The organism is Streptomyces sp. BJ20, from assembly GCF_022869105.1.
GTDB lineage: Bacteria > Actinomycetota > Actinomycetes > Streptomycetales > Streptomycetaceae > Streptomyces > Streptomyces griseoincarnatus.
Genome location: NZ_CP094918.1, coordinates 3,918,505 through 3,938,430, shown reverse-complemented (window position 1 = coordinate 3,938,430; position 19,926 = coordinate 3,918,505). Strand labels below are relative to the sequence as shown.

The following is a 19,926-nucleotide window of genomic DNA, read 5'->3' as shown; positions in this document are numbered from 1 at the left end:
CTCTCACCGGAGGCCGCGCGAGCCGTACCCGCGCTGCGTGCGCACGTCCACGGACGGCGGACCGGTCCACATACCCTCGGACAGCTGCGCATCGCTGCGGGAAGCGCTTCCCCGCGACGCTGCCATCCCGATGTGGACCACGTGGTGGTCGAGCGCGCCAGGCCGCGTCGACGGGCGGTACCTCCTTCACCATCGACGCGTACGCGTTAGCCGAGGGGGCCGTCGCGGCAGACCTCGCATCGGCCCACAGTCCGTCACCGGCCCACAGGATCACCGTCGGCACCGTCGTTCTGAACGCGCAGTGTCAGATGGCCGCCGTGATGCAGCGGTGTGCTCAGCCGCGGACGCGCCGCCTCGTGGCCCGTCTCCGCGTCGACGATGTGCACCTCCCCGTGGCCGCCCCGGGTGACGGCGATCCAGTCGGAGCCCGGTGAGGCGGCCACCGCGCGGCGTTGGACGCCCTCCCAGGGGGTGCCGCCGCGACGTGGAGCCCCGTCCATGCCGGGCAGGGGGAAGCGGCGGGCGGCGCCGTCGGCGCCGAGCAGGATCAGCTCGTCGCCGTCGGGATGGACACGGGTGAAGGCGGTGTGGCACCGGGCGAGGGCCAGCCGGAAGACGAGCCCGGGACCGAGGTCCGTGAGCAGCGTACGGCCGGTTCCCAGCTCGTGGTGCCATGCCTGGTTGGTCCACTCCGGCCAGCGCAGCGGGTCCGGGTCGCCGCCGCGCAGCGTGGTCCACAGTGCCTGACGCCGGGTGTCGAGCCGGAGGTACCAGCCCCGGGCCGGCGCCGCCCACGGAACGACCGCCTCGGCAACGAGGACGTCGCCCCTTCTGCGGGCCCGGTGCACTCCCTGGCTCGTGGCCGCGAACACCTGCTCCGAGCCGGGTGCCTGTGCGTCCCCGTGTCCGTCGTCCGGCAGCGGCAGGAGCGCGTGAGGGGTGACCGGGGGGCAGCCGGGCGGAGCCGCGAGGAGGTCCGCGAACCGGTGGACGGCAAGCGCACCGGGCTCCCGGTGCCGCAGTACGACCAGAGGGTCGGCCCCGCCCAGCACGGTGACGCCCGGTTCGCCGACGCGCGTCCGTACCCGTGCTGCCTCTCCGGTGGCCAGGTCGAGGACCGTCAGCAGGTCCGACCACGGTTCGCTGTTCTTGCCGAGGCCGGTGGTGACGGCCAGTCGGCGGCCGGACGGGTCGCAGGCGAGGTGCTCGGCCGGCACGGCGACCGGGACCGCGCGCTCCACGAGTTCCTCGGCGTAGGGGTTGAGCACCAGCAGTTCCCCGCGGCGGTCGTCGACGCAGGCCACCCGCCCGCCCGGCAGAGCCAAGAACCCCGCGTGCTCCGAAAGATGACGGCCGGTGAGGCGTCCCGCTACGGCACCGTCGGGGACGGTCAGCAGGTGTACCGCTCCGGCCACATGGTCGGAGACGAGCAGGACGGGTGTGGCAGCAGCAGGCATGAGTCCTCCAGAAACCGGTCTGGTGAAAACGATTATCATGTATCTTCAGTGCGTTCCCAGCACCTGAGAAGAAGCGAGGGCATCGATGCTGCGCTCATCGTCGAGATTCGTCCGCAGTTGGCTCACCGCAGCGGCGGTGGGTTCGCTCCTGGTCGGCTGCGGCTCGTCCTCCGAAGAGCCCGCGAACGGCAAGGCCAAGCCCACGGTGAGGACGGAGGTGACGGTCGAACCCATCAAGGCGTCGACGAAGTTGACCGACACCAACGGCGTCACGATCTCCTTGAAGAAGGAGCCCGAGCGGATCGTCTGCCTGTTCGCCCTGTGCGACGACATCCTGACCGAACTGGGCATCGTCCCGACGGCCACCAACAGCGCTCTGCTCGCCCACCCGGACTTCCTGGGGGAGGAGAAGGCCAAGGAGGTGGACATCATCCCCGGCGGCTTCATCGCCCCGGAGGTGGAGGCGATCCTCTCCCACAAGCCCGACCTCGTGATCGGCCTCGGGGACACCCACGGCAAGCTCGCCCCGGCGCTGAAGGGAGCGACCACGTTCTGGGCCATGCAGCCCGAGACGTGGCAGGACAGCGTGGGCTACCTGCGCGACACCGCCGCCCTCACCGGCCGCACCGCCCAGGGGGAGAAGGCGGAGAGGACCTTCCGGACGAAGCTCGCCGCCGCCGAGAAGACCCCGAGCGACAAGACCGCGCTCATCATCTACGGCAGTGACGAGAACTTCGGCGTCGCGACGCCCGAAGGCGACGTGGCCGCCAGCCTGTTCCCCAAGATCGGCAACTACCCGTGGAAGTCCCGAGGCGTGGAGGGCAGTTACAGTCTCGAAGAGATCCTCGCCAAGGACGTCGACGTGCTGTTCGTCGAGACGCTGAGCTTCGGCGACGCGGAGGGCGAACTGTCCGAGAAGCTCGCCGGGAACCCGCTCTGGAGCAAGATCCCGGCAGTGGAGAACGGTGACGTCCACGAGGTGAACTCAGAGGTGTGGGCCAAGGGACGCGGCACCCGTTCGCTGGGCATCGTGCTCGACGAGGCCACGGCCGCGCTGCGGTGAGGACGTCCCTTTCGGCGCCCGCCGTGGCCGATCGCGCCGCGGCGGGCGAGGAGCGGCCGTCGCGCGGTGCGCGGAGGCGGCAACCGCTGCTGGTGGTCGTGTTGCTGGCCGTCTCGTCGGTCTGCGCGCTCAGCCTCGGCACCCCCTACGTCCCCCCGCACCGGCTGGTCGCCGCCGTGCTGGAGGGGGACACCACCCTCGCCGGGATCGTCGTGGGTGAACTCCGCGTGCCCAGGCTGCTGCTGGCGTTGGTCGCCGGAGCCTGTCTGGGGGCGGCCGGACTGGTGCTCCAGGAGGCGCTGCGCAATCCACTGGCGGTTCCGGAGATGCTGGGTGTGTCGTCCGGGGCGGCGCTCGGGGTGGCCGCTCCGCTGGTGCTGGCCTTCTCGCTGCCCGCCGTCGTCCAGCCTCTGCCGGCCATCGGCGGGGCCGCCCTCGGCGGCGGGCTCACGCTGCTTGTCGCCGGGATCGGGCGCAGTCCGTCCGCCGTGCTGCTGACCGGCGCGGCGGTGGCGGCCGCGTTGCAGGCAGCCCTGCTCGTGCTGATGGTCATGGCCGACCAGTTGGACCTCCAGCTGATCTACCGCTACCTGCTCGGTTCCCTGTCCGCCCGGACGTGGGACGACGTGACGGACCTGTGGCCGTGGCTGCTCGTCGCGGTGCCCGCACTCGTGCTGTGCGCGCCGGTGCTGTCCGTGCTGCGGCTGGGCGACGAGGACGCGGAGGCGCTCGGTGTGCGAGCGCAGCGCGCCCGGCTGGCAGCGCTGGCCATCGCCGTGGTGCTGATCGCCCCGGTGACGGCCGTGTGCGGGCCCGTCGCGTGGGTGGGGTTCCTCGCCCCGCACCTGAGCCGCTGGTTCGCTCCCGCGGCGGGAGCGGTGTGCTGGCTCCCCTGGTCCGCGGCCTGGGGCGCGGTTGTCGTGGCGGTCGCCGATGTCCCGGCCAGGCTGGCGCTGGCACCCGTGGAGACCCCCGCCGGCGCGTGGACGGCCCTGCTGGGCGTGCCGGCCGGCGTCGCGCTGATGCGGTCGGGCGGCCGCCGCCGGACGGCCCGGCAGGGACAGGATGCTTCCGCCGGTACGCGCGAGCAGTCGTCCGAGCCGTGGAACACGGCTTCGGGTGTGACGGACGAAGTGCCTCCCGCCGGGACATCACATCACGCTCACCGGGGCGAACCCGGGCCCGGTGGCCCGGCCTCGCCGCCTCTCGGGACGGTCGGAACGGAGGACGTACGGTGACCCGGCGTTTCACGGTCCTCGGAGCACTGGCCGTCGTGTGCGCCGCAGTGGAGTTGGTGGCCGGACGCGGCATGTCCCCGGGGGTGGTCTGGGACGTCCTCAACGGTGGCGGTGACGCGACGGAGCGCCACATCGTGTTCCAACTGCGCCTGCCGAGGCTGATGGTGGCCCTCGGCGCGGGTGCCTGTCTGGCCGTGGCGGGACTGGTCCTGCAGTCCGCACTGCGTAATCCCCTGGCCGGGCCGGAGGTGACAGGTGTGACCCCGGGGGCGGTCCTCGGCGCCGTCACCGCGACCGCCCTGGGGCTCGCCGGATGGGATTCGCCCCTGGCCGTGGTCCTCGCCGCCTGCGCGGGCGGGTGCGCCGGAGCAGCGCTGCTGTGGCTGCTCGCCGGCCGCGGGCGCGGCGACCCCGCGCAGACCGCCGTGCACGGGGTGCTGGTGTCGGCGGTGCTCGGCGGGCTCACCGCCATGGTGCTGCTCGTGGAACCGGGTGAGCTCGGCAGCGTCGTGCAGTGGCTGGTGGGCACCACGGAGGGCCGGGTGTGGGAGCACTGGCACCTGCTGTGGCCGTGGGCGCTCGTCTGGGGGGCAGCCGCCTGGCTGCTGGCGGGGCCGTTGACCCTGCTGCGCTGCGGTGACGACATCGCCCTCGCCGCCGGTCTCTCCGTTCGCCGGGCCCGGACCCTGGCCCTGATGTGCGCGGTGGCCCTGACCGCCGGCGCCGTGGCCGCCGTCGGCGCGCTGGGCTTCATCGGGTTGCTCGTCCCGCATCTGGCCGTGGCCGTCTTCGGTGCGGACCTGCGCCGGAGCCTTCCCGGCGCCGCCCTGACAGGCGCGGTCGTGGTGTGCGGGGCGGACGCGGTGGCGCAGTTGTCCTCGCGGCTGCTGGCGACGGCGCTGGACTCCGGGCGGCTCACGTTGCCGGTCGGGGCGCTGACCGCCTGCCTGGGTGCCGCGCTGCTGCTGCTCGTCGTGCGCCGCACGCCGAGCCGTACGTTCTGACGTCGAATCGAGGACAGAGCATGAACGAGTCCGTGGGGATCCACGTCGAGGGGGTTCACTTCGGCTACCCCGGACGACCCGTGCTGCGGGGCGTCGACCTGACCGTCCGGCCGGGCGAACTGACTGCCCTGATCGGCCTGAACGGCTGCGGCAAGTCGACCCTGCTGCGGCTGGCCGCCGGGCTGCTGGAACCCGACGAAGGGCGCGTGCTGCTCGGCGAGGACGATGTCACGCGGCTTTCCAGACGCGCCACGGCCCGGAAGGTGGCCTTGCTGCACCAGTCGGCTCCGGCCGTACCGGGCATGACGGTGGGTCACCTGGTCCGGCAGGGGCGGTATGCGGCGCGCGGCCCGCTGGGCATGCTGCGCGAGGGCGACGACCCCGTCGTGCGCCGGGCGCTGCGTGATGTCGGGGTGGAGGACTGGGCCGACCGTGACGTCGACGCGCTGTCCGGCGGCGAGCGGCAACGTGTCCGGCTCGCGATGGCGCTCGCCCAGGACACCAGGGTCCTGCTGCTCGACGAGCCGACCACGTACCTGGATCTGCACCACCAGCTCGACGTACTGCAGACAGTGGTGCGCCTGCGGGAGGAACGCGGGCTCACGGTGGTGATGGTGCTGCACGACCTGGCTCACGCAGCCCGGTTCGCCGAGCGGATCGTCGCCCTGCGGGAGGGCCGTGTGGTCGCCGACGGAGCGCCGAAGCAGGTCGTCACGCCGGGGTTGCTGGCGGAGGTTCTGCAGGTGGCAGGCCGGGTCGGTGAGGATCCGGAAGGGGGGTGGCCCGTGTGTTACCCAGATCACCCCATCGCAGCTCTAGAATATGAAAATCAGATTCATTAGAGTGAGGTCACGGCGCTCGTCCGAACGCCGTATCTCCCTGCTGATGAAGGAGAGTTCATGGAAAACGAGCAGGTCTTCGCGCCGATCGCCGACCCGGGTCAGCTGGCTCATGACTCGGCCTCCCACTCCAACGCGCTCGTCGAGAACCCCTTCGAGGACACCGAGGAGTAAGCGAGGGTCTGGCCACCCTCGACCGTGGGCCCGCCCGATGCTCCGGGCGGGCCCACGCCCGTCCCCGCTTCCGTCGACAGGAGGAACACCGTGTCCCGTAGCCGACTCGTCCCCGGTGCCGAGGTCGTCGCCGTGCCCGGGCGAGGGCTTGCCGTCCGCACCCCCGCAGGGGAGTTCTTCACCGTCAGGACAGGAGACGCGGACGAGGACGCCTTGCTCTCCCTGCTCACCGGGGAGACCACGGCCCCGGAGGACGAGGGGACGGAACGCGTGATCCGGGCGTTCGACGAAGCCGGTTATCTGGCGGAAGGGCCGTCGCGCCCGGAGTGGCCCGCCGCTCGCCGGGATGTCAGGATCCTCGGCGACCCGGTCCTGACCGAACCGCTCGCCGTGCAACTGGCCGCCCTGGGCGCGCGGCCCCGGACGACTCCGGCCGTGACCGACCCCGGCAGCTCGCCGGTGGGCATCGAGGACCTGCTCGACGGACATCCCTCCGCGGTCGTGTGGTGCCTGGACGGACCCGTGCCGGACGGCTTGTGGGACGCCGCCGACCGGCTGCCGGAGCACGGTGTCGCGTGGCTGCGCTGCCACCGCGAGGGCTGGCAGGCGTACGTCGAACCGGTGGCCGCCGCTCCCGGGGACGTCACCTCGGCGCACGTCCGGTCCCGCAGGCTCGCCGCCACACCCGCTCACCGCGAACTGGCCGCGTACTGGAGCGGACCGCGTACCTCCGGCGCGCCGGTCCGGCTCGCCGGACCCGCCGCCACACTGCTCGCGGCGCTGCTCGCGGACGATCTGGGCCGGTGGGCCACCGGAGCCTCCGGTCCGGCGGGCTTCCCGGTGCGGCGCCGACTGCGACGGGTGGACCTGCGCACGCTGACCGTCACCGAGCACCCCGTGCTGCCGGTGCCCGACGTCGCGCCGATACCGAAGAAGGACGGATGACGGCGTTCAGCACGGCTGTGGAGGAACTCGCCACCGACGTCCTGCTCCCGGCCGGCCACGGACCCTTCCCGACCGTCCTGGTGCGCACCCCCTACGACCGGACCCGGCACGAGGCCGAGGCGCGAGGCTGGGCCCGCCGCGGGTTCGCCGCCGTCGTCCAGGACGTGCGGGGGCGGTTCGCGTCGCCGGGGGAGTGGCACCCGTACGCGCACGAGGCCGCCGACGGAACAGCGGCCGTCCGCTGGATCCGGCAGCAGCCGTGGAGCGACGGGCGGCTGGTGGCCGCCGGCGCCTCCTACGCCGCCCACTGCGCCCTCGTCCTCGCCCTGGACGCGCCCCGGGACGCCCGGCCGGACGCCGTCGTCGCGGCCGTGCCCGCCCTCGGCCTGGCGGAGACCGCCCGCGAGGCGTCCGGCGTGGAACGGCTGCTTTCCCGCGCCGGATGGTGGGCCGCCCACGGCGACCGGCGCGACTCCGACGAGAATGCGCTGAACAAGGCCCTCGCCGAGGACCCCGGCCTGCTCGCCCGCCTGCCGTTGACCGCCCTGCCCGAGCGGCTGGGACGCGCCCTGCCCTCGTGGGCGGGGTTGTGGCTCCAGCGCGACCGCGGGCACCTCGTGGCGCGGGCGGCGCACGCCGGGCCGCCCCTGCTCGCGGTGGGCGGCCATCACGACCACTTCACCGAGGAGACCGTCGCTCTGTGGCGCGCCTGGGGCGGATCCTCGGCGCGTCTGCTGCTCGGGCCCTGGGGGCACCCTCTGACCGCTGCTCCGTGGCCGGACGCGGGACCCGCCCACCGGCTGAACCTCGGCGAGCTGTACGTGCGCTGGGCCCGCCGCGCCCTGGCCGGCGACCTCGCCCCCGGCCGCCACGGCGCACTGGCGCTCGGTGGCGCAGGCCTGTGGCTGCCCGCCGACGCCGAGGGAGAACCGCGTGCCCACCGCATGCGCCTGCTGCACGGCTCCGCCTTCACCGCCGACCCCGCCCGGCCCCTTCGCTCCGACGACCTGACCGTCCCCGCCGACGGCCCGCCCGACCGCTGCCTGCTGGTCACACCGCCGTCGCCGCGTCCGCTCGACCTCGTCGGCCCCGTCAGTGTGCGGCTGCGGGCCACCGCTCACACACCGTCCGCCGACTGGGCCGCCAGACTCGTCGTGCTCCCACCCGACGGGACCGCCGAGCGGCTCGCGGTCGGTGTCGTCCGGCGTGCCGAACCGGCCGGCCGGGAAACCGCGTTCACCGTCGGACTGGGCCGGCTGGCACGTCGGCTCCGGGCCGGTACCCGGCTGCGCCTGGAGATCGCCGGACACCACTTCCCGGCCCACGCCCGCAATCCCCACACCGGGGACGACCCGATGACGGCCGCACGACTGCTCGCCTCCCGGCGTGAGGTCCACCCGGACAGCGTGGTGCTGAACCTGCCCGTCCTTGTGTCCCGTCCCGCCCCCACCGACCCCGCCGAGGAGATCCTGCGATGACGGCCCTGCCGCTGGAAGCGCTCGTCGACCCCGTCTGCGGAATCGTCCGCAAGGTCAAGCCCGTCGAGCACCCCGCGGGCGCCCCGCCCCGCTACACCGCCCTCACGGCCGAGGTGTCCGACGCCCGCAGACACGGCCTGTGGCCCGCCGACCGGGTCTCGCTCGGCACCACCTTCGGCGACCCCGAGCAGGCCCGCGTCGCCGCGATAGCCGAGGGGATGGAGCGCTACTGCGGCAACCGTGTGCCGCCGCCCGGCCACCCGGACGCACCCCTGCGCGCCACCGCCGCCGAACTGACGGACAAGGGCCTGCGCCTGTACGGTCCGGCCGATCTGCCCGCCTACGCACCCTGGCAGTACGCCCGCGCGAAGTTCCCCTACCGCCCGCTCACCGCCGACACCCCGGCACTGTGGACACGGGGAACCGAACGACTGCCCGACGGGACCCCCGCCGAGGTCTGGGCACCCGTCTCGCTCACCCACCTCAACTGGCGACAAGGCGGCCTGCGCGAGCTGCCCCGCACCCACCACCTCAACTACGCCGGGATCGCCACCGGACAGGGCCTCGACGACGCTGTCGAGCGCGGCCTGCTGGAGATCGTCGAACGCGACGCCCTGGAACTGTGGTGGCACCTGGACGGCCCGGCCCGGGGCATCGACCCGGCGAGTGTGCCCGGCCTCTCCGACGACCTCGCCAGCTCCGCGCTCGACGTCCACATCGTCGAGATGCACTCGGAGTTCGCCCCCTGCATGGCGGCGCTCGTCCACGACCCGCGCCTCGGCCTGTACGCCGCCGGGTTCGCCTGCAAGTACGATCCGGCCGAGGCTGCCCGCAAGGCCGTCCTGGAAGCCGTCCACACCTGGGTCTTCACCCAGGGCCTGACCGGCCCCGACGGCTGGGTGTTCCAGGCCGTCGAGGCCGGGCTGCTCGCCCGCGGGCTGTACCTGGACCACCGGGCCGACGGCCGCTACCTCGACGTGTGCGGCGAGCAGTTCGAGCACGTGCGCGACCTGGGCGCACACGTGCAGGTGTGGCTGGACGAGCGGATGGCGGTCGAGGCCCGGAGGTTCACCGAGCCCGCGCTCGGGACGGTATCCGTCGCAGAGGTCGAGCCCGGCAGCCGGGAGCGGCTGGAGAGCACGCTGCGCGAGGGCGGTCACCGTGTCATGACCTTCGACCTCACCACCGAGGACGTGGCGGAGACCGCACTGCGCGTCGCCCGGGTCCTCGTCTCCGGACTGCTTCCCAACGCGCCCGCCGCCTTCGGCTACTTCGGCTGCCCGCGCCTTGCCGAGGCCGCCGTCGCGCGCGGATGGCGCGCGACTCCGCCGAGCGCGCCGGAGGATTTCACGCTGGCGCCTCCGCCACACATGTGAGGGCCGCAGTGGAAGACCACCGCGAGGACCCGCAGACGGGCCTCGTCGCCGCCCTCGCCCGGGCCCGCTCCCCGGAGCGCCCCGGCCCCGACACGCCCGCGGGAGCACCCGTCCGGGAATGGGCGGGCCCGCCGCTCCCGATCCCGCAGGCCGGCCCCGCGCACCTCGACCTGCGGACTCTGCTGCATCTTTCCCTGGCGGCCTCGGACACCTCCGGACGCCTCAGGCCCACGCCCTCCGCCGGTGCGCTGCACCCGGTGGACACCGAACTGGTCGTGGGCACCGGCTGCTCCCTGCCGCCCGGCCGCTACGGCTACGACCCGCTGCGCCACCGCGTCCATCACGCCGGCCCGCCCGTCGACGGCACGCCGCCGGGCGTGACCGCCGCACTTTCCGTCACCGCACAGCGCACGGTGTCCCACTACGGCCACCGGGCCTGGCCCCTCCTGTTGCTGGACACCGGGCACGCCGCCGCGGCGTTGCTCCTGGCGGCCCGCGTCCTGGGCGCGGGCGAATCCGACGTGCGGATGGACGGACGCACCGAGAACCCCCTGGCCGTCGTACGTATCCGACCGCCCTACGGGCGGAGCCCGAGGCACTCTGCGAGGACTGAGGACCTTCCCACCCCGGCCGACCTGCTGGCGCGCCGCAGCACCCCGCCACCGTTGGTGGGCCTTCCGCCCCGCGACGCACTGCGGGCAGTCCTGTCCACCGCCGAACGGGCCGGGGGCGGTGACCTGTTGCGCTGGTGCGCCGCGGTCGGCCCGCCTCGGCCCGGCCTCATGCAACTGGGTCCCGAGGGCACGACCCTGCGGCGCTACGCGTCCGGCGAGGCCCGTCCGACGCTCGCGGCCTGGGCGGCGGGCCAGGCGTGGCTCGCGGACGCCGGCGCCGTACTGCTCGCCCACGGCTGCCCCGCGGACGCCGACGCCACGCACATCCGCCGCGCCCATCTGCGAGCCGGCTTCGCCGTCCACCTGGCCCATGTCACAGCCCTGCGCCACGGGCTGGCGGCCCGTCCCGTCGGCTCCTGGCAGCAGGCGGATCTCGGCGCCGCTGTCGGCGCCGCGCCGGGCCGTGACTGGGTCGTGCACGCCCTGGCCCTCGGCACCCACCACGCCGACGAGGAGAGTTCCACATGATCGTCCACCCCGAGCTGCGTCGCGCCGCACGGCACGCGCGGCGGCCCCTGCTCGCGGCCACCCTCTTGCAGGGAGCCGTCACCCTCACGTACCTGGCACAGGCCGTGCTGCTGGCCCTCGCGCTCGCCGGCCTGGCCCGCGGTGACACCGGCCGACTCCCGTGGCTGCTGGCCGGCGTGCTCGCCGTCGTCGCCGCCCGCGCCGAGCTCGCCCTGTGGCAGCGGCGCACCGCCACGCGCGCCGGGGCCCGGGTCAGGGTGGCACTGCGCGACGAACTCCTGGCCCACCTGGGCCGGCTGGGGCCCGCATACCTGACCACAGCGCGGGCGGGGGCCGTCCGCACCACCCTGGTCGACGGGGTGGAGGGCGTCGACGCCTACGTCTCCCGCTACCTGCCCCAGCTCCTGGTCACCCTCGCGGTACCACCCCTGGTCCTCGCCGTCCTCGTCGTGGTCGAACCCAGGGCCCTCCTCGGGCTCGTCCCCGCCCTGCTCTTGGCCCTGCTGGGGCCGCGCGCCTGGGACCGGCTCCTCGCCGCCCGCGGGAAGGAACACTGGGACACCTACGAAGGGCTGGGCGCCGACTACCTGGAGGCTCTCCAGGGCATGCCCGCCCTGCGCGCCGCGGGCGCGGTCGGCCGCACCCGGGCGCGCCTGGAGGAGCGGTCCGCGGCCCTGCACCGGGCGACCGTCGCCAAGTTGCGGGTGTCCCTGGTCGACACGGGCATCACCGACCTCGCCATCCAGGGCGGCACCGCCGCCGCAGCGCTCCTGGCATGCTGGTCGGCCGTCACCGGATCCACCACCGCGGCCGGCACCTATCTGGTGCTGCTGCTGGCCTCCGAGTGCTTCCGTCCGGTGCGCGACCATGCCCGGGAGTGGCACGCCGGATACCTGGGGGTGTCGGCCGCCGACGGGCTGGCGTCCCTGCGCACGTCCGTGCCGGCGGTCCCCGACACCGCGACGGCGCCCGCGCACTGGCACACCCCGCCCGAACTCAGTTTTCACAGCGTCCGGTTCACCTACGACGGTGCTGACGCACCCGCTCTGGACGGGGTCTCCTTCACCGCCCGGGCGGGACGGACCACCGCGATCGTCGGGCCGTCCGGCGCGGGCAAGTCGACCCTCCTGGCCCTGCTTCTGCGCCACCACGACCCGCAGGAAGGGCGGATCACCCTCGACGGCCGCCCGACGACCGAGTACGCGCTCGACTCGCTGCGGCAGGGCATCGCCGTCGTCTCCCAGGAGACGTACCTGTTCCACGCCACCATCGCCGACAACCTGCGCCTGGCCCGTCCGGACGCCACCGACGACGAGCTCACCCGGGCGGCGCGCGCCGCCGGGATCCACGACGAGATCGCCGCCCTCCCGGACGGCTACGCCACCCTCCTCGGCGAACGGGGCGCCACGCTCTCCGGCGGGCAGCGACAGCGGCTCGCCCTCGCGCGGGCCCTGCTGTCCGACGCCCCGGTCCTCGTTCTCGACGAGGCCACCAGTTCGGTCGACGAACGACGCGAGGCGGACATCGTCCGAGAGCTGCTGAACGAGGTCGGTGGGCGGACCGTCCTGGTGGTTGCCCACCGGCTCGCGGCCGTCCGGTCCGCCGACCGGATCGTCGTCCTCGACGCGGGACGGGTGGACGCCGTCGGCGACCACACCGGCCTGGTCGACGCCGGCGGCGTCTACACCCGGCTCGTCGAGGCCGGCCGCGCCCATCGAGGGGAACTCGCCGCATGAGCACCGTCACCGGTCCCACCGCCGCCGGAGCCGGCCTGCCGGCGCGGGGCGCGCTGCGCGCCCTGCTCCTGGCCCTCGCGGCACACCGTGCCATGACGGCCCGCACCTGTGCCGCCGCGCTCCTCGAGCAGGGTTCTCTCGTCGCGCTGGTGACCCTGGCCGCGCATACCGTGGGCATCGCCGTCATCGAAGGGCGCGCACCCACGGCCGGCACCGTCACCGCGCTCGTCGCCCTCGTTCTCGTACGCGCCCTGATGACCTGGCGGGAGATGGACCTCTCCCACGATCTCGCCTACCGGGTACTGGCGGCACTGCGGGTCCACGTCTTCGACGGACTGGCCCGCAGCGCGCCGGCCCGGGTCGCGGGCCGGCGCAGCGGCGATCTCGCCGCCACCGCCATGGCCGACGTGGAGGCGCTGGAGTTCTTCTACGCCCACACCACCGCCCAGCTGCTCGCGGCGGGAACGGTCCTCACCGGCGGCTCGGTACTTCTGGCCCTGGTGGAGCCGTGGCTGCTGGTGGCCGTGCTGCCGGTCGCCGCCCTGCTCGCCGCGGCGCCCTTCGCCGACGCGGGCGCGCGCACGGTGCGCGGCGGCCGCACCCGCACGGCTGTGGCCGCGCTGTCGGCCGACACGGTGGAGACCGTCGACGGGCTGCGCGAACTGCTTGCCTTCGGCGCTCTGGCCGAACGCCGCCGCACGTTGGCGGAACGGGGGCGGCAGGTCGGCGACGCCCAGCGCGCCGAGGCCACCTGGGAGGCCGTCGCCGCTGCCGTCCGCGACCTCCTCATCGTGGTCGCGGTCCTCGGCGTGGTCGCCGCGGCGGCACAGTCCGTGACCTCCGGACGGCTGCACGGTGCCTGGGCCCCGGCCGCGATGGCGCTGGCCCTGTCCGTCCTCGGCCCGGTCGCGGAGTCCGCCCGCGCCCTGAGCCAGGCCGTGGCCCTGCGCGCCGCCGCCGCCCGCGTCGACGCGGCCGTCAAGGCCCCCGCACTGGCACCACCGCCCACCGCACCACGCCCCCTGCCTCCGGGACCACTGGGCGTCCGGTTGCACCGAGTGCGGTTCGACTACGGGGGCGCCCCCGTGCTGGACGGCGTCGACCTCACCGTCCGTCCCGGCCGGACACTCGCCCTCGTCGGCGCCTCGGGTGCGGGCAAGTCCACCTGCGCCCACCTGCTGGCACGCTTCTGGGACCCGTCCGCCGGTGAGGTCCAGTTGCTGCCCGCCGACGGCGATCCCGTGGACGTGAGGCAGGTGGACGACGCGGAACTGCGGCGGGCGGTGGTCCTGGTGGGACAGGACACCCCCCTCTTCCACGGCACCCTCGCCGAGAACCTGCGGCTCGCCGCGCCCGAGGCCGACGACCGGGCGCTGGCCGAGGCGGCGCGGCTGTGCGGCGTCGACCGGATCGCCCCCCTGGACACCCTCGTCGGCGAGCGGGGAGCCACGCTCTCCGGCGGTCAGCGGGCCCGCATCGCGCTGGCCCGCGCGCTGCTGGCCGGCCCGCGCGTCCTCGTGCTCGACGAGACCACCGCGCACCTGGACAACACCGGCGACGCCGAACTCGCCACCGCGCTGCGGCAGGAGAGCCGCACGACGATCCTCATCGCCCACCGCCCGGCCACCATCCGCCGTGCCGACCGCATCGCGGTCCTGGAGGGCGGCCTCATCACGGAAGAGGGAACCTGGGAGGACCTCACAAGCAGCCCCGACAGCGCGCTCAACCGCATCCTCAGTGACACCGCCCTCACTGGGCACGGCAGTTCGCCCCGGGAACCGGACCAGTGACGCTTAGGTACGGGTGTACCTGGAAACGACTACTCCCGAACGATCGTCGCGTCGGCGGTCGGCCGGCAACGGGAGGGGTCTCACGTGGACGCGCCCTTGTACCTGAGGCCCAGGGTGGAACCCCCGCTCGCCGCACTGCTGGCGGACGGGCCCTTCCTGCACTCGCTCGCCGACGCGCTGGGGTCGCCGCTCAATGTGCTGCTCCCCGAGGCCGTGGCCGCGAACGCCGCCCGCTTCCGTGCCGTCTACCGCCGCCACCGTCTCACCGGGCGGGTCTACTTCGCGCACAAGGCGAACCGGTCCAGCGCCCTGCTGCGGCGACTGGCGGCGGAGGACCCGGCCGCCGTCGGTGTCGACGTCGCCTCCACGGAGGAGCTGAGGCACGCACTGGGCTGTGGGTTCACCGGCGACCGCGTCATGGCCACCGGCCCCAAGGACGCCGCGTTCCTCTGGCTGGCCGCGCGCGTCGGAGCCACGGTCAACCTGGACTCGCCCGGGGAACTGGAACGTCTCTCCGCACTGGTGCGCGCACATGGCCTCGGCCGCGTCGCCGTACTGGTACGCCTGTCGGGGTTCGAGCACACCACCGGCAACGGGGGAGCGGGCACCCGGCTGCTCTCCCGGCGCAGCCGCTTCGGCACCCCGGTACGTGACATGGAGGAGCTGCTGTCGGCGCTCGAACACAACGCCGACACCGTGGAGTTCGCCGGAGCCGCCTACCATCTCGACACCACCGGCGTGGAGGAGAAGGCGCGGGCGCTGGAGCAGTGCGTGCTGTTCATGGACGAATGCCGGGCGCGGGGACTCGCGCCGCACGCCCTCGACATCGGGGGCGGATTCGGCGTCGGCTACGTCGCCGAGGCGGAGGACTGGGAGCGGTGGACCACCGCGCTGACCGAGGCAGTGCTCGGCGTCCGTCCGCCGATGACCTGGCGCGGTCACGGATACGGGCTGCGCAACGAGGGCGGCACGGTGCGCGGTGCCACCGCCCTGTACCCCGCGTACCGCCCCACCGCCGGCCCGGGATACCTCGACGAGATCCTCTCCCTGCCCGCGCCGGTGCTGGGCCGCCCGGCCGCCACCCTCCTGCTGGAGCACCTCCACGACCTCTACATCGAACCCGGCCGTTCCCTGGTCGACCAGTGCGGACTGTCGCTCGCCCGCGTGCTGGACGTGCGGCCCGCGGACACGGACGCCGGGCACCATCTGGTGCACCTCGCGATGAACGCGGGTGACATGAGCCTGGAGGAGCACGGGGTCCTGGTGGACCCCGTCCTGTTGCCGCGCGACGAAGCGGCGGCGGGTGACGGAGAGGCGGTCGGCGTCTACCTCACCGGCAATCTGTGCCTGGAAGGCGATCTCATCACCCGCCGCCTGGTCTTCCTGCCCCGGTTGCCGCAGGCGGGGGATCTGCTGGCGTTCGCCAACACCGCCGGATACGCCATGGACTTCCGCGCCCATCACGCGCAGCGGCAGCCCGCCGCGCGGACGGTGGCGGTGGAGCGGCGGGGCGACACCTGGCGCTGGTGCCCGGACGAGGACTACTGGCCGATCACACCCCTGGGGGGAGCAGTCGGATGAGGTACGACAGCATCACCGAGGCCATAGGCAACACGCCTCTGGTGCGCATCGATCCCGCCGTACACGGTCTGCGCAACATCGACCTCTACGCCAAGCTGGAGATGCTCAATCCGTTCGGGTCCGTCAAGGACCGGCCCGCCTGGCACATGGCCCGGCCCCACCTGGAGGCCGACACCGACGGCGAAGGGACGGTCGTCGAACTCTCCAGCGGCAACACGGCCAAGGCACTCGCCCTGCTGGCCGGCATGCACGGACGGGGATTCAAGAGCGTCACCAACCGCATGCGCGTACCCGAGATCAAGGAGCTCCTGCTGCTCATCGGCGCCGAGATCGAGGAGCTTCCCGGACGCAGCGAGTGCCTCGACCCGACCGACACGGACGACCCGCTGACGCAGTTCCACCGGGCGCTGTCCGACCAGGGGAGCACGTACCTGCACACCGACCAGTACTTCAACCCGCGCAACGTCGAGGCACACGCGGAGGGTACCGGCCCCGAGATAGTGAAGGACCTGGACGGCCGGGTGCCGGACTGGTTCATCGCCTGCGTGGGCACGGCCGGTTCGTCGACCGGTGTCGCCAAGGTCCTGCGCGAGCTCGATCCGCGCGTACGGGTGCTCGGCCTGGTCGCCCACAAGTCGGACTTCATACCGGGCATCCGCACCATGGACGAGGTCCACGAGGTGGGCCTGTTCGACCCGGCGACGTACGACGCCATCGAGTCGGTCACCTCCGACGAGGCCATCGACGGGATGATCACCCTGATCCGCCGCTGCGGACTGCTGAGCGGACCGACCGGCGGCGCCGCCTACGAGGGGGCGGTGCGGCAGCTGCGGTACGCGGACGCCGAGCTGGAGGGGACGGGGCAGCGCCGGACGGCGGTGTTCATCGTGTGCGACCGGGCCGAGAGCTACCTCAGCTATGTGCGTCAGCGACGCCCCGAACTCCTGGGCAGGACGGACCGCGGGCGCTCCGCGGTGGCCGTCACCGACGCCGAGGCCCGTGCGGAGGGCCGCGTCATCGACGTGCAGGAGGCCCGCCGCTGGTGCGCCGAGGGTGACCCCCGGCCACTCGTCGTCGACCTGCGCAGTCCACACGCCTATGCCGCCCTGCACATCGAGGGCTCGGTCAACATCGTCGACGAGGTGTTCGAGGACCTGCTGCGCGGGGGGCTCCCCTTCAGCAAGCGCACTCCCGTGCTGCTGGCCTGTCCCGTGGGCGAGAAGTCACTGCGGTTCGCCGCCGCGCTGACCCGGATGGGCCACCCGGACGTCCGCAGCCTGGCCGGCGGGATCGTCGCCTGGCGGGACGCGGGCGCACCGCTGGTGCGCGAGTGAGCGCGGCGCACCCGCTTCCCGCGGTGGAACCGGAGGACCCTTGCTGGCAGCGGCAGTTGAGAGAACAGTTTCCCATCGTCACCGGGCATCCGGAGTTGGCGTATCTCGACAGCGCGGCCACGTCGCAGAAGCCACGTGCCGTACTGGAGGCCGTCCAGACCTACCTCACGACCTCGAACGCCAACGCCGGCCGCGGCACCTACCCCTGGGCCAACCGGACCACGGACCTCGTGGAAACGGCGCGGGAACGGGTCAAGGAGTTCCTCCACGATCCCGAACCGGGCGGCTCCGCCGTCCACTTCACGAGCGGCACCACGGAGGGTCTGCGTACGGTCGCCCGTGACTGGCTCGTGCCGTACCTCAGGGACGGGGACGAGATCCTCGTGCCGTACGCCGACCACCGGGCCAATCTCGACCCCTGGCTCGAGGCCCGCCGGCTGCTGGCCGAGCGCGGTGTCGAGGTCCGCGTACGGGCGCTGCCGTACCAGGCGGTCTCCGGCGACTACGACCACCGGACCCTGGCCGAGGCCGTCGGCCCGCGGACCCGCTTCGTGGCCGCCACCCATGTCCACCACGTCTACGGCGGCGACATGAACGTGCACCGCATCCGCGAAGCGGTCGGCCCGGACGTGCCGATCTGCCTGGACGCGGCGCAGAGCGTCGGTCACCTGCCCGTCCACCTCGACGACCCGTCGCTGGACGTGGACTTCGTGGTCTTCTCCGGGCACAAGGCGATGGCCCTGCCCGGATCAGGCGCGGTGTGGGCGCGCAACGCGCGGGGGCCCGTGTTCCGGCCGGGCGGCTGGCAGGGAACCCCCAACACGGTGGGCATCGTGTCGCTGCGGGCCGCGCTCGACTGGCTCGACGCGGCCGGCGTCGAGCGGATCGCGCGCTGGACGACCACACTCACCACACGGCTGACGGACCGGCTCGCACGCATCGGCCCCTACGACGTGCTCGGCTGTCCGGTGAGCCTGGCCGCCGACTCCCCCCTGCCCGCGGCCCAGCGTCGCCACGGCATCGTCACCTTCCGCCACCGCGACATCCCGTCCGACGACCTCGGGTTCATCCTCTTCAGCCACGGCTTCATGGTGCGCGCCGACAGCCTCTGCCAGGCCGGCACCGAGGAACGGGACGGATCCGTAAGGGTGAGCCTGCACGCCTACAACACGGCCGAGGAGATCGACCGCCTGCTGTCCGTCCTCGCGTCGTTGACGTGAATGGCAACTGATAACCGTTTCCACCTGTAGATTCGTCTCTGCCCACGGATGGACGAGAGACGGACGAGGTGGCGCGAGCGATGGGCGTGAGCATGGGAACGGCCAGGGCATGGGTGGAGCGCTGGGAACGGCAGCAGGAGCGGTATGCGGTGGACCGCGAGGAGAGGTTCACCGTGATCGCGGATGTCGTCGAGCACGTCACCGCCGGCCGTGCCCGCCCCCTCCTGCTCGACCTGGGGTGCGGGCCCGGCTCCCTTGCCGCCAGGCTGGCCGCCCGTTTCCCGCACGCGGAGATCGTCGCCGCCGACATGGACCCCCTGCTGCTGGAGCTGGGGCGCACCCACCACGCCGGCGCCGCCCGCTACGTCGACACGGTCATCGGTGAGGAGGGCTGGACCCGGGCCCTCGGACTGCGACGTCCCCTGGACGCCGCCCTCTCGACGACCGCGCTGCACTACCTGCCCGAGCCGGCGCTGCTGCGCACGTACCGCTCCGTCGCGTCCCTGCTCCGCCCCGGCGGCGTCCTCGTGAACGGAGACCACTTCACGCCGGACGCGACACCGTGCGCGGACCTCACCGCCCATGTGGGCCGGCGCAGGGCGGAGCGCTCGGGCGGCCGCGCACCGGAGGACTGGCGGTCCTGGTGGGACGCCGCGGCCCGGGACCCCGAACTGGCCGATCTGCTCGACGAACGCAGCCGGCGCCAGGCGACCCGGGCCGGGTGCGGGGGCGACGGGCAGATCACGGCGAGCCGCCACGCCGAACTGCTGCGCCGGGCCGGCTTCGCCCACGTCGCGCCGGTCTGGCAGTTCGGCGACAGCACCGTCCTGGTGGCGATCATGGGCGAAACGCACGGACTCCCCGCTCCCGTCAGGACCTAAGACCGGCAGCGGAGAAGGCCGCTCGGGACCATTGCGGAGAACGGGTGGGCCAAGGCAGGTCACAGAGCCAGACTCATCAGGATCTCGTCCCGGTCGTCACCGGGCGCCACCCGCAGCGCGCCCGGCCACCTGCCGACCTCCGTCCAGCCCGCCTTGCGGTAGAACTCCTCCAGCCCCAGTCCGGACCGTACGGCGAGCTGCAGCCGCTCCAGTCCCATCTCGTCACGCCCGACGCGCTGGGCGTGCCGCATCAGTGCGATTCCGATACCCGTCCCACGGAAGTGCACCTGTGTCTGGACGTGGTTCACCACGCCGCAGTGCGCCACGAGCGGATGCGGCTCGCGGCGGAGCAGCAGCCAGCCCGCGAGCGCGCCGTCCACGGTCGCCAGGAGGAGCCTGCTGTTTTCAGGGGACAGTCCACGGGTGATCCTCCCGACCGCCGGCCGGAGCGCCGCCTCGGTCACCGGCGGCAGCGGGCAGTCCATGGGGACGACGGCCCCTCCGGCGTTGACGACCGCCGTCCAGCAAGCACCGAGGGCCCGCCGGACGGCGGCGGTGGCCTCCTGCGGCCGGCTGAGTTGTGCGATCACGGGAGTTGGTACCACCTCAGGCGCTGTCATACCCGGTAGCTTGCCAGGGCGCGCGATCCCAGGTGCGCCGTCCGCCGA

The 19,926-nt window shown here is 73.6% G+C and carries 18 protein-coding genes; 15 read left to right on the top strand and 3 right to left on the bottom strand.

Features of this window, described 5'->3' with window-relative positions:
* Nucleotides 1-254 precede the first annotated feature (254 nt).
* Both MTR79_RS17475 and MTR79_RS17470 read right to left on the bottom strand, forming a co-directional pair.
* Nucleotides 255-1,457 (bottom strand): hypothetical protein, encoded by a 1,203-nt coding sequence (locus MTR79_RS17475; RefSeq protein ID WP_189364786.1) that lies wholly within the window; start codon nucleotides 1,455-1,457, stop codon nucleotides 255-257.
* Between the two features lie 45 nt (nucleotides 1,458-1,502).
* The gene (locus MTR79_RS17470) at nucleotides 1,503-1,730 is read right to left on the bottom strand and encodes a hypothetical protein (protein ID WP_244791151.1); all 228 of its coding nucleotides are present in this window, start codon (nucleotides 1,728-1,730) and stop codon (nucleotides 1,503-1,505) included.
* Between MTR79_RS17470 and MTR79_RS17465 the strand changes: the two genes are divergently transcribed.
* The 15 genes from MTR79_RS17465 (at nucleotide 1,708) to MTR79_RS17395 (ending at nucleotide 19,258) form a co-directional block, all read left to right on the top strand.
* Nucleotides 1,708-2,520, top strand: a complete 813-nt coding sequence (locus tag MTR79_RS17465; RefSeq protein ID WP_244791149.1) for an ABC transporter substrate-binding protein — start codon at nucleotides 1,708-1,710, stop codon at nucleotides 2,518-2,520. The genes MTR79_RS17470 and MTR79_RS17465 overlap by 23 nt on opposite strands.
* 104 nt (nucleotides 2,521-2,624) lie before the next feature.
* Nucleotides 2,625-3,758 (top strand): iron ABC transporter permease, encoded by a 1,134-nt coding sequence (locus tag MTR79_RS17460; protein ID WP_244793210.1) that lies wholly within the window; start codon nucleotides 2,625-2,627, stop codon nucleotides 3,756-3,758.
* Nucleotides 3,755-4,762: an iron ABC transporter permease gene (locus tag MTR79_RS17455; RefSeq protein WP_244791147.1), complete on the top strand. Its 1,008-nt coding sequence runs from the start codon at nucleotides 3,755-3,757 to the stop codon at nucleotides 4,760-4,762. The genes MTR79_RS17460 and MTR79_RS17455 overlap by 4 nt, the downstream gene beginning before the upstream one ends.
* A 20-nt stretch (nucleotides 4,763-4,782) precedes the next feature.
* Entirely contained in the window at nucleotides 4,783-5,604 is an 822-nt protein-coding gene (locus MTR79_RS17450; RefSeq protein WP_189364789.1) for an ABC transporter ATP-binding protein, read from the top strand.
* Nucleotides 5,605-5,661: 57 nt separating this feature from the next.
* Nucleotides 5,662-5,775, top strand: coding sequence for a streptamidine family RiPP (amiA, locus tag MTR79_RS17445; RefSeq protein WP_240449383.1), 114 nt, complete (start codon nucleotides 5,662-5,664; stop codon nucleotides 5,773-5,775).
* A 90-nt stretch (nucleotides 5,776-5,865) separates the two neighbouring features.
* Nucleotides 5,866-6,720, top strand: coding sequence for a hypothetical protein (locus tag MTR79_RS17440; protein ID WP_244791145.1), 855 nt, complete (start codon nucleotides 5,866-5,868; stop codon nucleotides 6,718-6,720).
* Nucleotides 6,717-8,198, top strand: coding sequence for a CocE/NonD family hydrolase (locus MTR79_RS17435; protein ID WP_244791143.1), 1,482 nt, complete (start codon nucleotides 6,717-6,719; stop codon nucleotides 8,196-8,198). Before MTR79_RS17440 ends, MTR79_RS17435 begins: the two co-directional genes overlap by 4 nt.
* A complete protein-coding gene (locus MTR79_RS17430) occupies nucleotides 8,195-9,574 on the top strand; it encodes a YcaO-like family protein (RefSeq protein ID WP_244791141.1) in 1,380 nt (459 codons plus the stop codon). The genes MTR79_RS17435 and MTR79_RS17430 overlap by 4 nt, the downstream gene beginning before the upstream one ends.
* Before the next feature lie 8 nt (nucleotides 9,575-9,582).
* A complete protein-coding gene (locus MTR79_RS17425) occupies nucleotides 9,583-10,716 on the top strand; it encodes a SagB/ThcOx family dehydrogenase (protein ID WP_244791139.1) in 1,134 nt (377 codons plus the stop codon).
* Entirely contained in the window at nucleotides 10,713-12,452 is a 1,740-nt protein-coding gene (locus MTR79_RS17420; RefSeq protein ID WP_189364794.1) for an ABC transporter ATP-binding protein, read from the top strand. Before MTR79_RS17425 ends, MTR79_RS17420 begins: the two co-directional genes overlap by 4 nt.
* Nucleotides 12,449-14,242: an ABC transporter ATP-binding protein gene (locus MTR79_RS17415; RefSeq protein WP_244791137.1), complete on the top strand. Its 1,794-nt coding sequence runs from the start codon at nucleotides 12,449-12,451 to the stop codon at nucleotides 14,240-14,242. The genes MTR79_RS17420 and MTR79_RS17415 overlap by 4 nt, the downstream gene beginning before the upstream one ends.
* 84 nt (nucleotides 14,243-14,326) lie before the next feature.
* On the top strand, nucleotides 14,327-15,823 hold the full coding sequence (locus MTR79_RS17410) for a Y4yA family PLP-dependent enzyme (RefSeq protein ID WP_244791135.1): 1,497 nt from the start codon (nucleotides 14,327-14,329) through the stop codon (nucleotides 15,821-15,823).
* Nucleotides 15,820-17,157, top strand: a complete 1,338-nt coding sequence (locus MTR79_RS17405; RefSeq protein ID WP_244791133.1) for a pyridoxal-phosphate dependent enzyme — start codon at nucleotides 15,820-15,822, stop codon at nucleotides 17,155-17,157. Before MTR79_RS17410 ends, MTR79_RS17405 begins: the two co-directional genes overlap by 4 nt.
* A gap of 56 nt (nucleotides 17,158-17,213) precedes the next feature.
* Nucleotides 17,214-18,377, top strand: coding sequence for an aminotransferase class V-fold PLP-dependent enzyme (locus MTR79_RS17400; RefSeq protein WP_348538702.1), 1,164 nt, complete (start codon nucleotides 17,214-17,216; stop codon nucleotides 18,375-18,377).
* A gap of 80 nt (nucleotides 18,378-18,457) precedes the next feature.
* On the top strand, nucleotides 18,458-19,258 hold the full coding sequence (locus MTR79_RS17395) for a class I SAM-dependent methyltransferase (protein WP_048459748.1): 801 nt from the start codon (nucleotides 18,458-18,460) through the stop codon (nucleotides 19,256-19,258).
* Nucleotides 19,259-19,317: 59 nt separating this feature from the next.
* Here MTR79_RS17395 and MTR79_RS17390 read toward each other — a convergent pair whose 3' ends face one another.
* Nucleotides 19,318-19,878, bottom strand: a complete 561-nt coding sequence (locus tag MTR79_RS17390) for a GNAT family N-acetyltransferase (RefSeq protein ID WP_244791131.1) — start codon at nucleotides 19,876-19,878, stop codon at nucleotides 19,318-19,320.
* Between the last annotated feature and the right edge of the window lie 48 nt (nucleotides 19,879-19,926).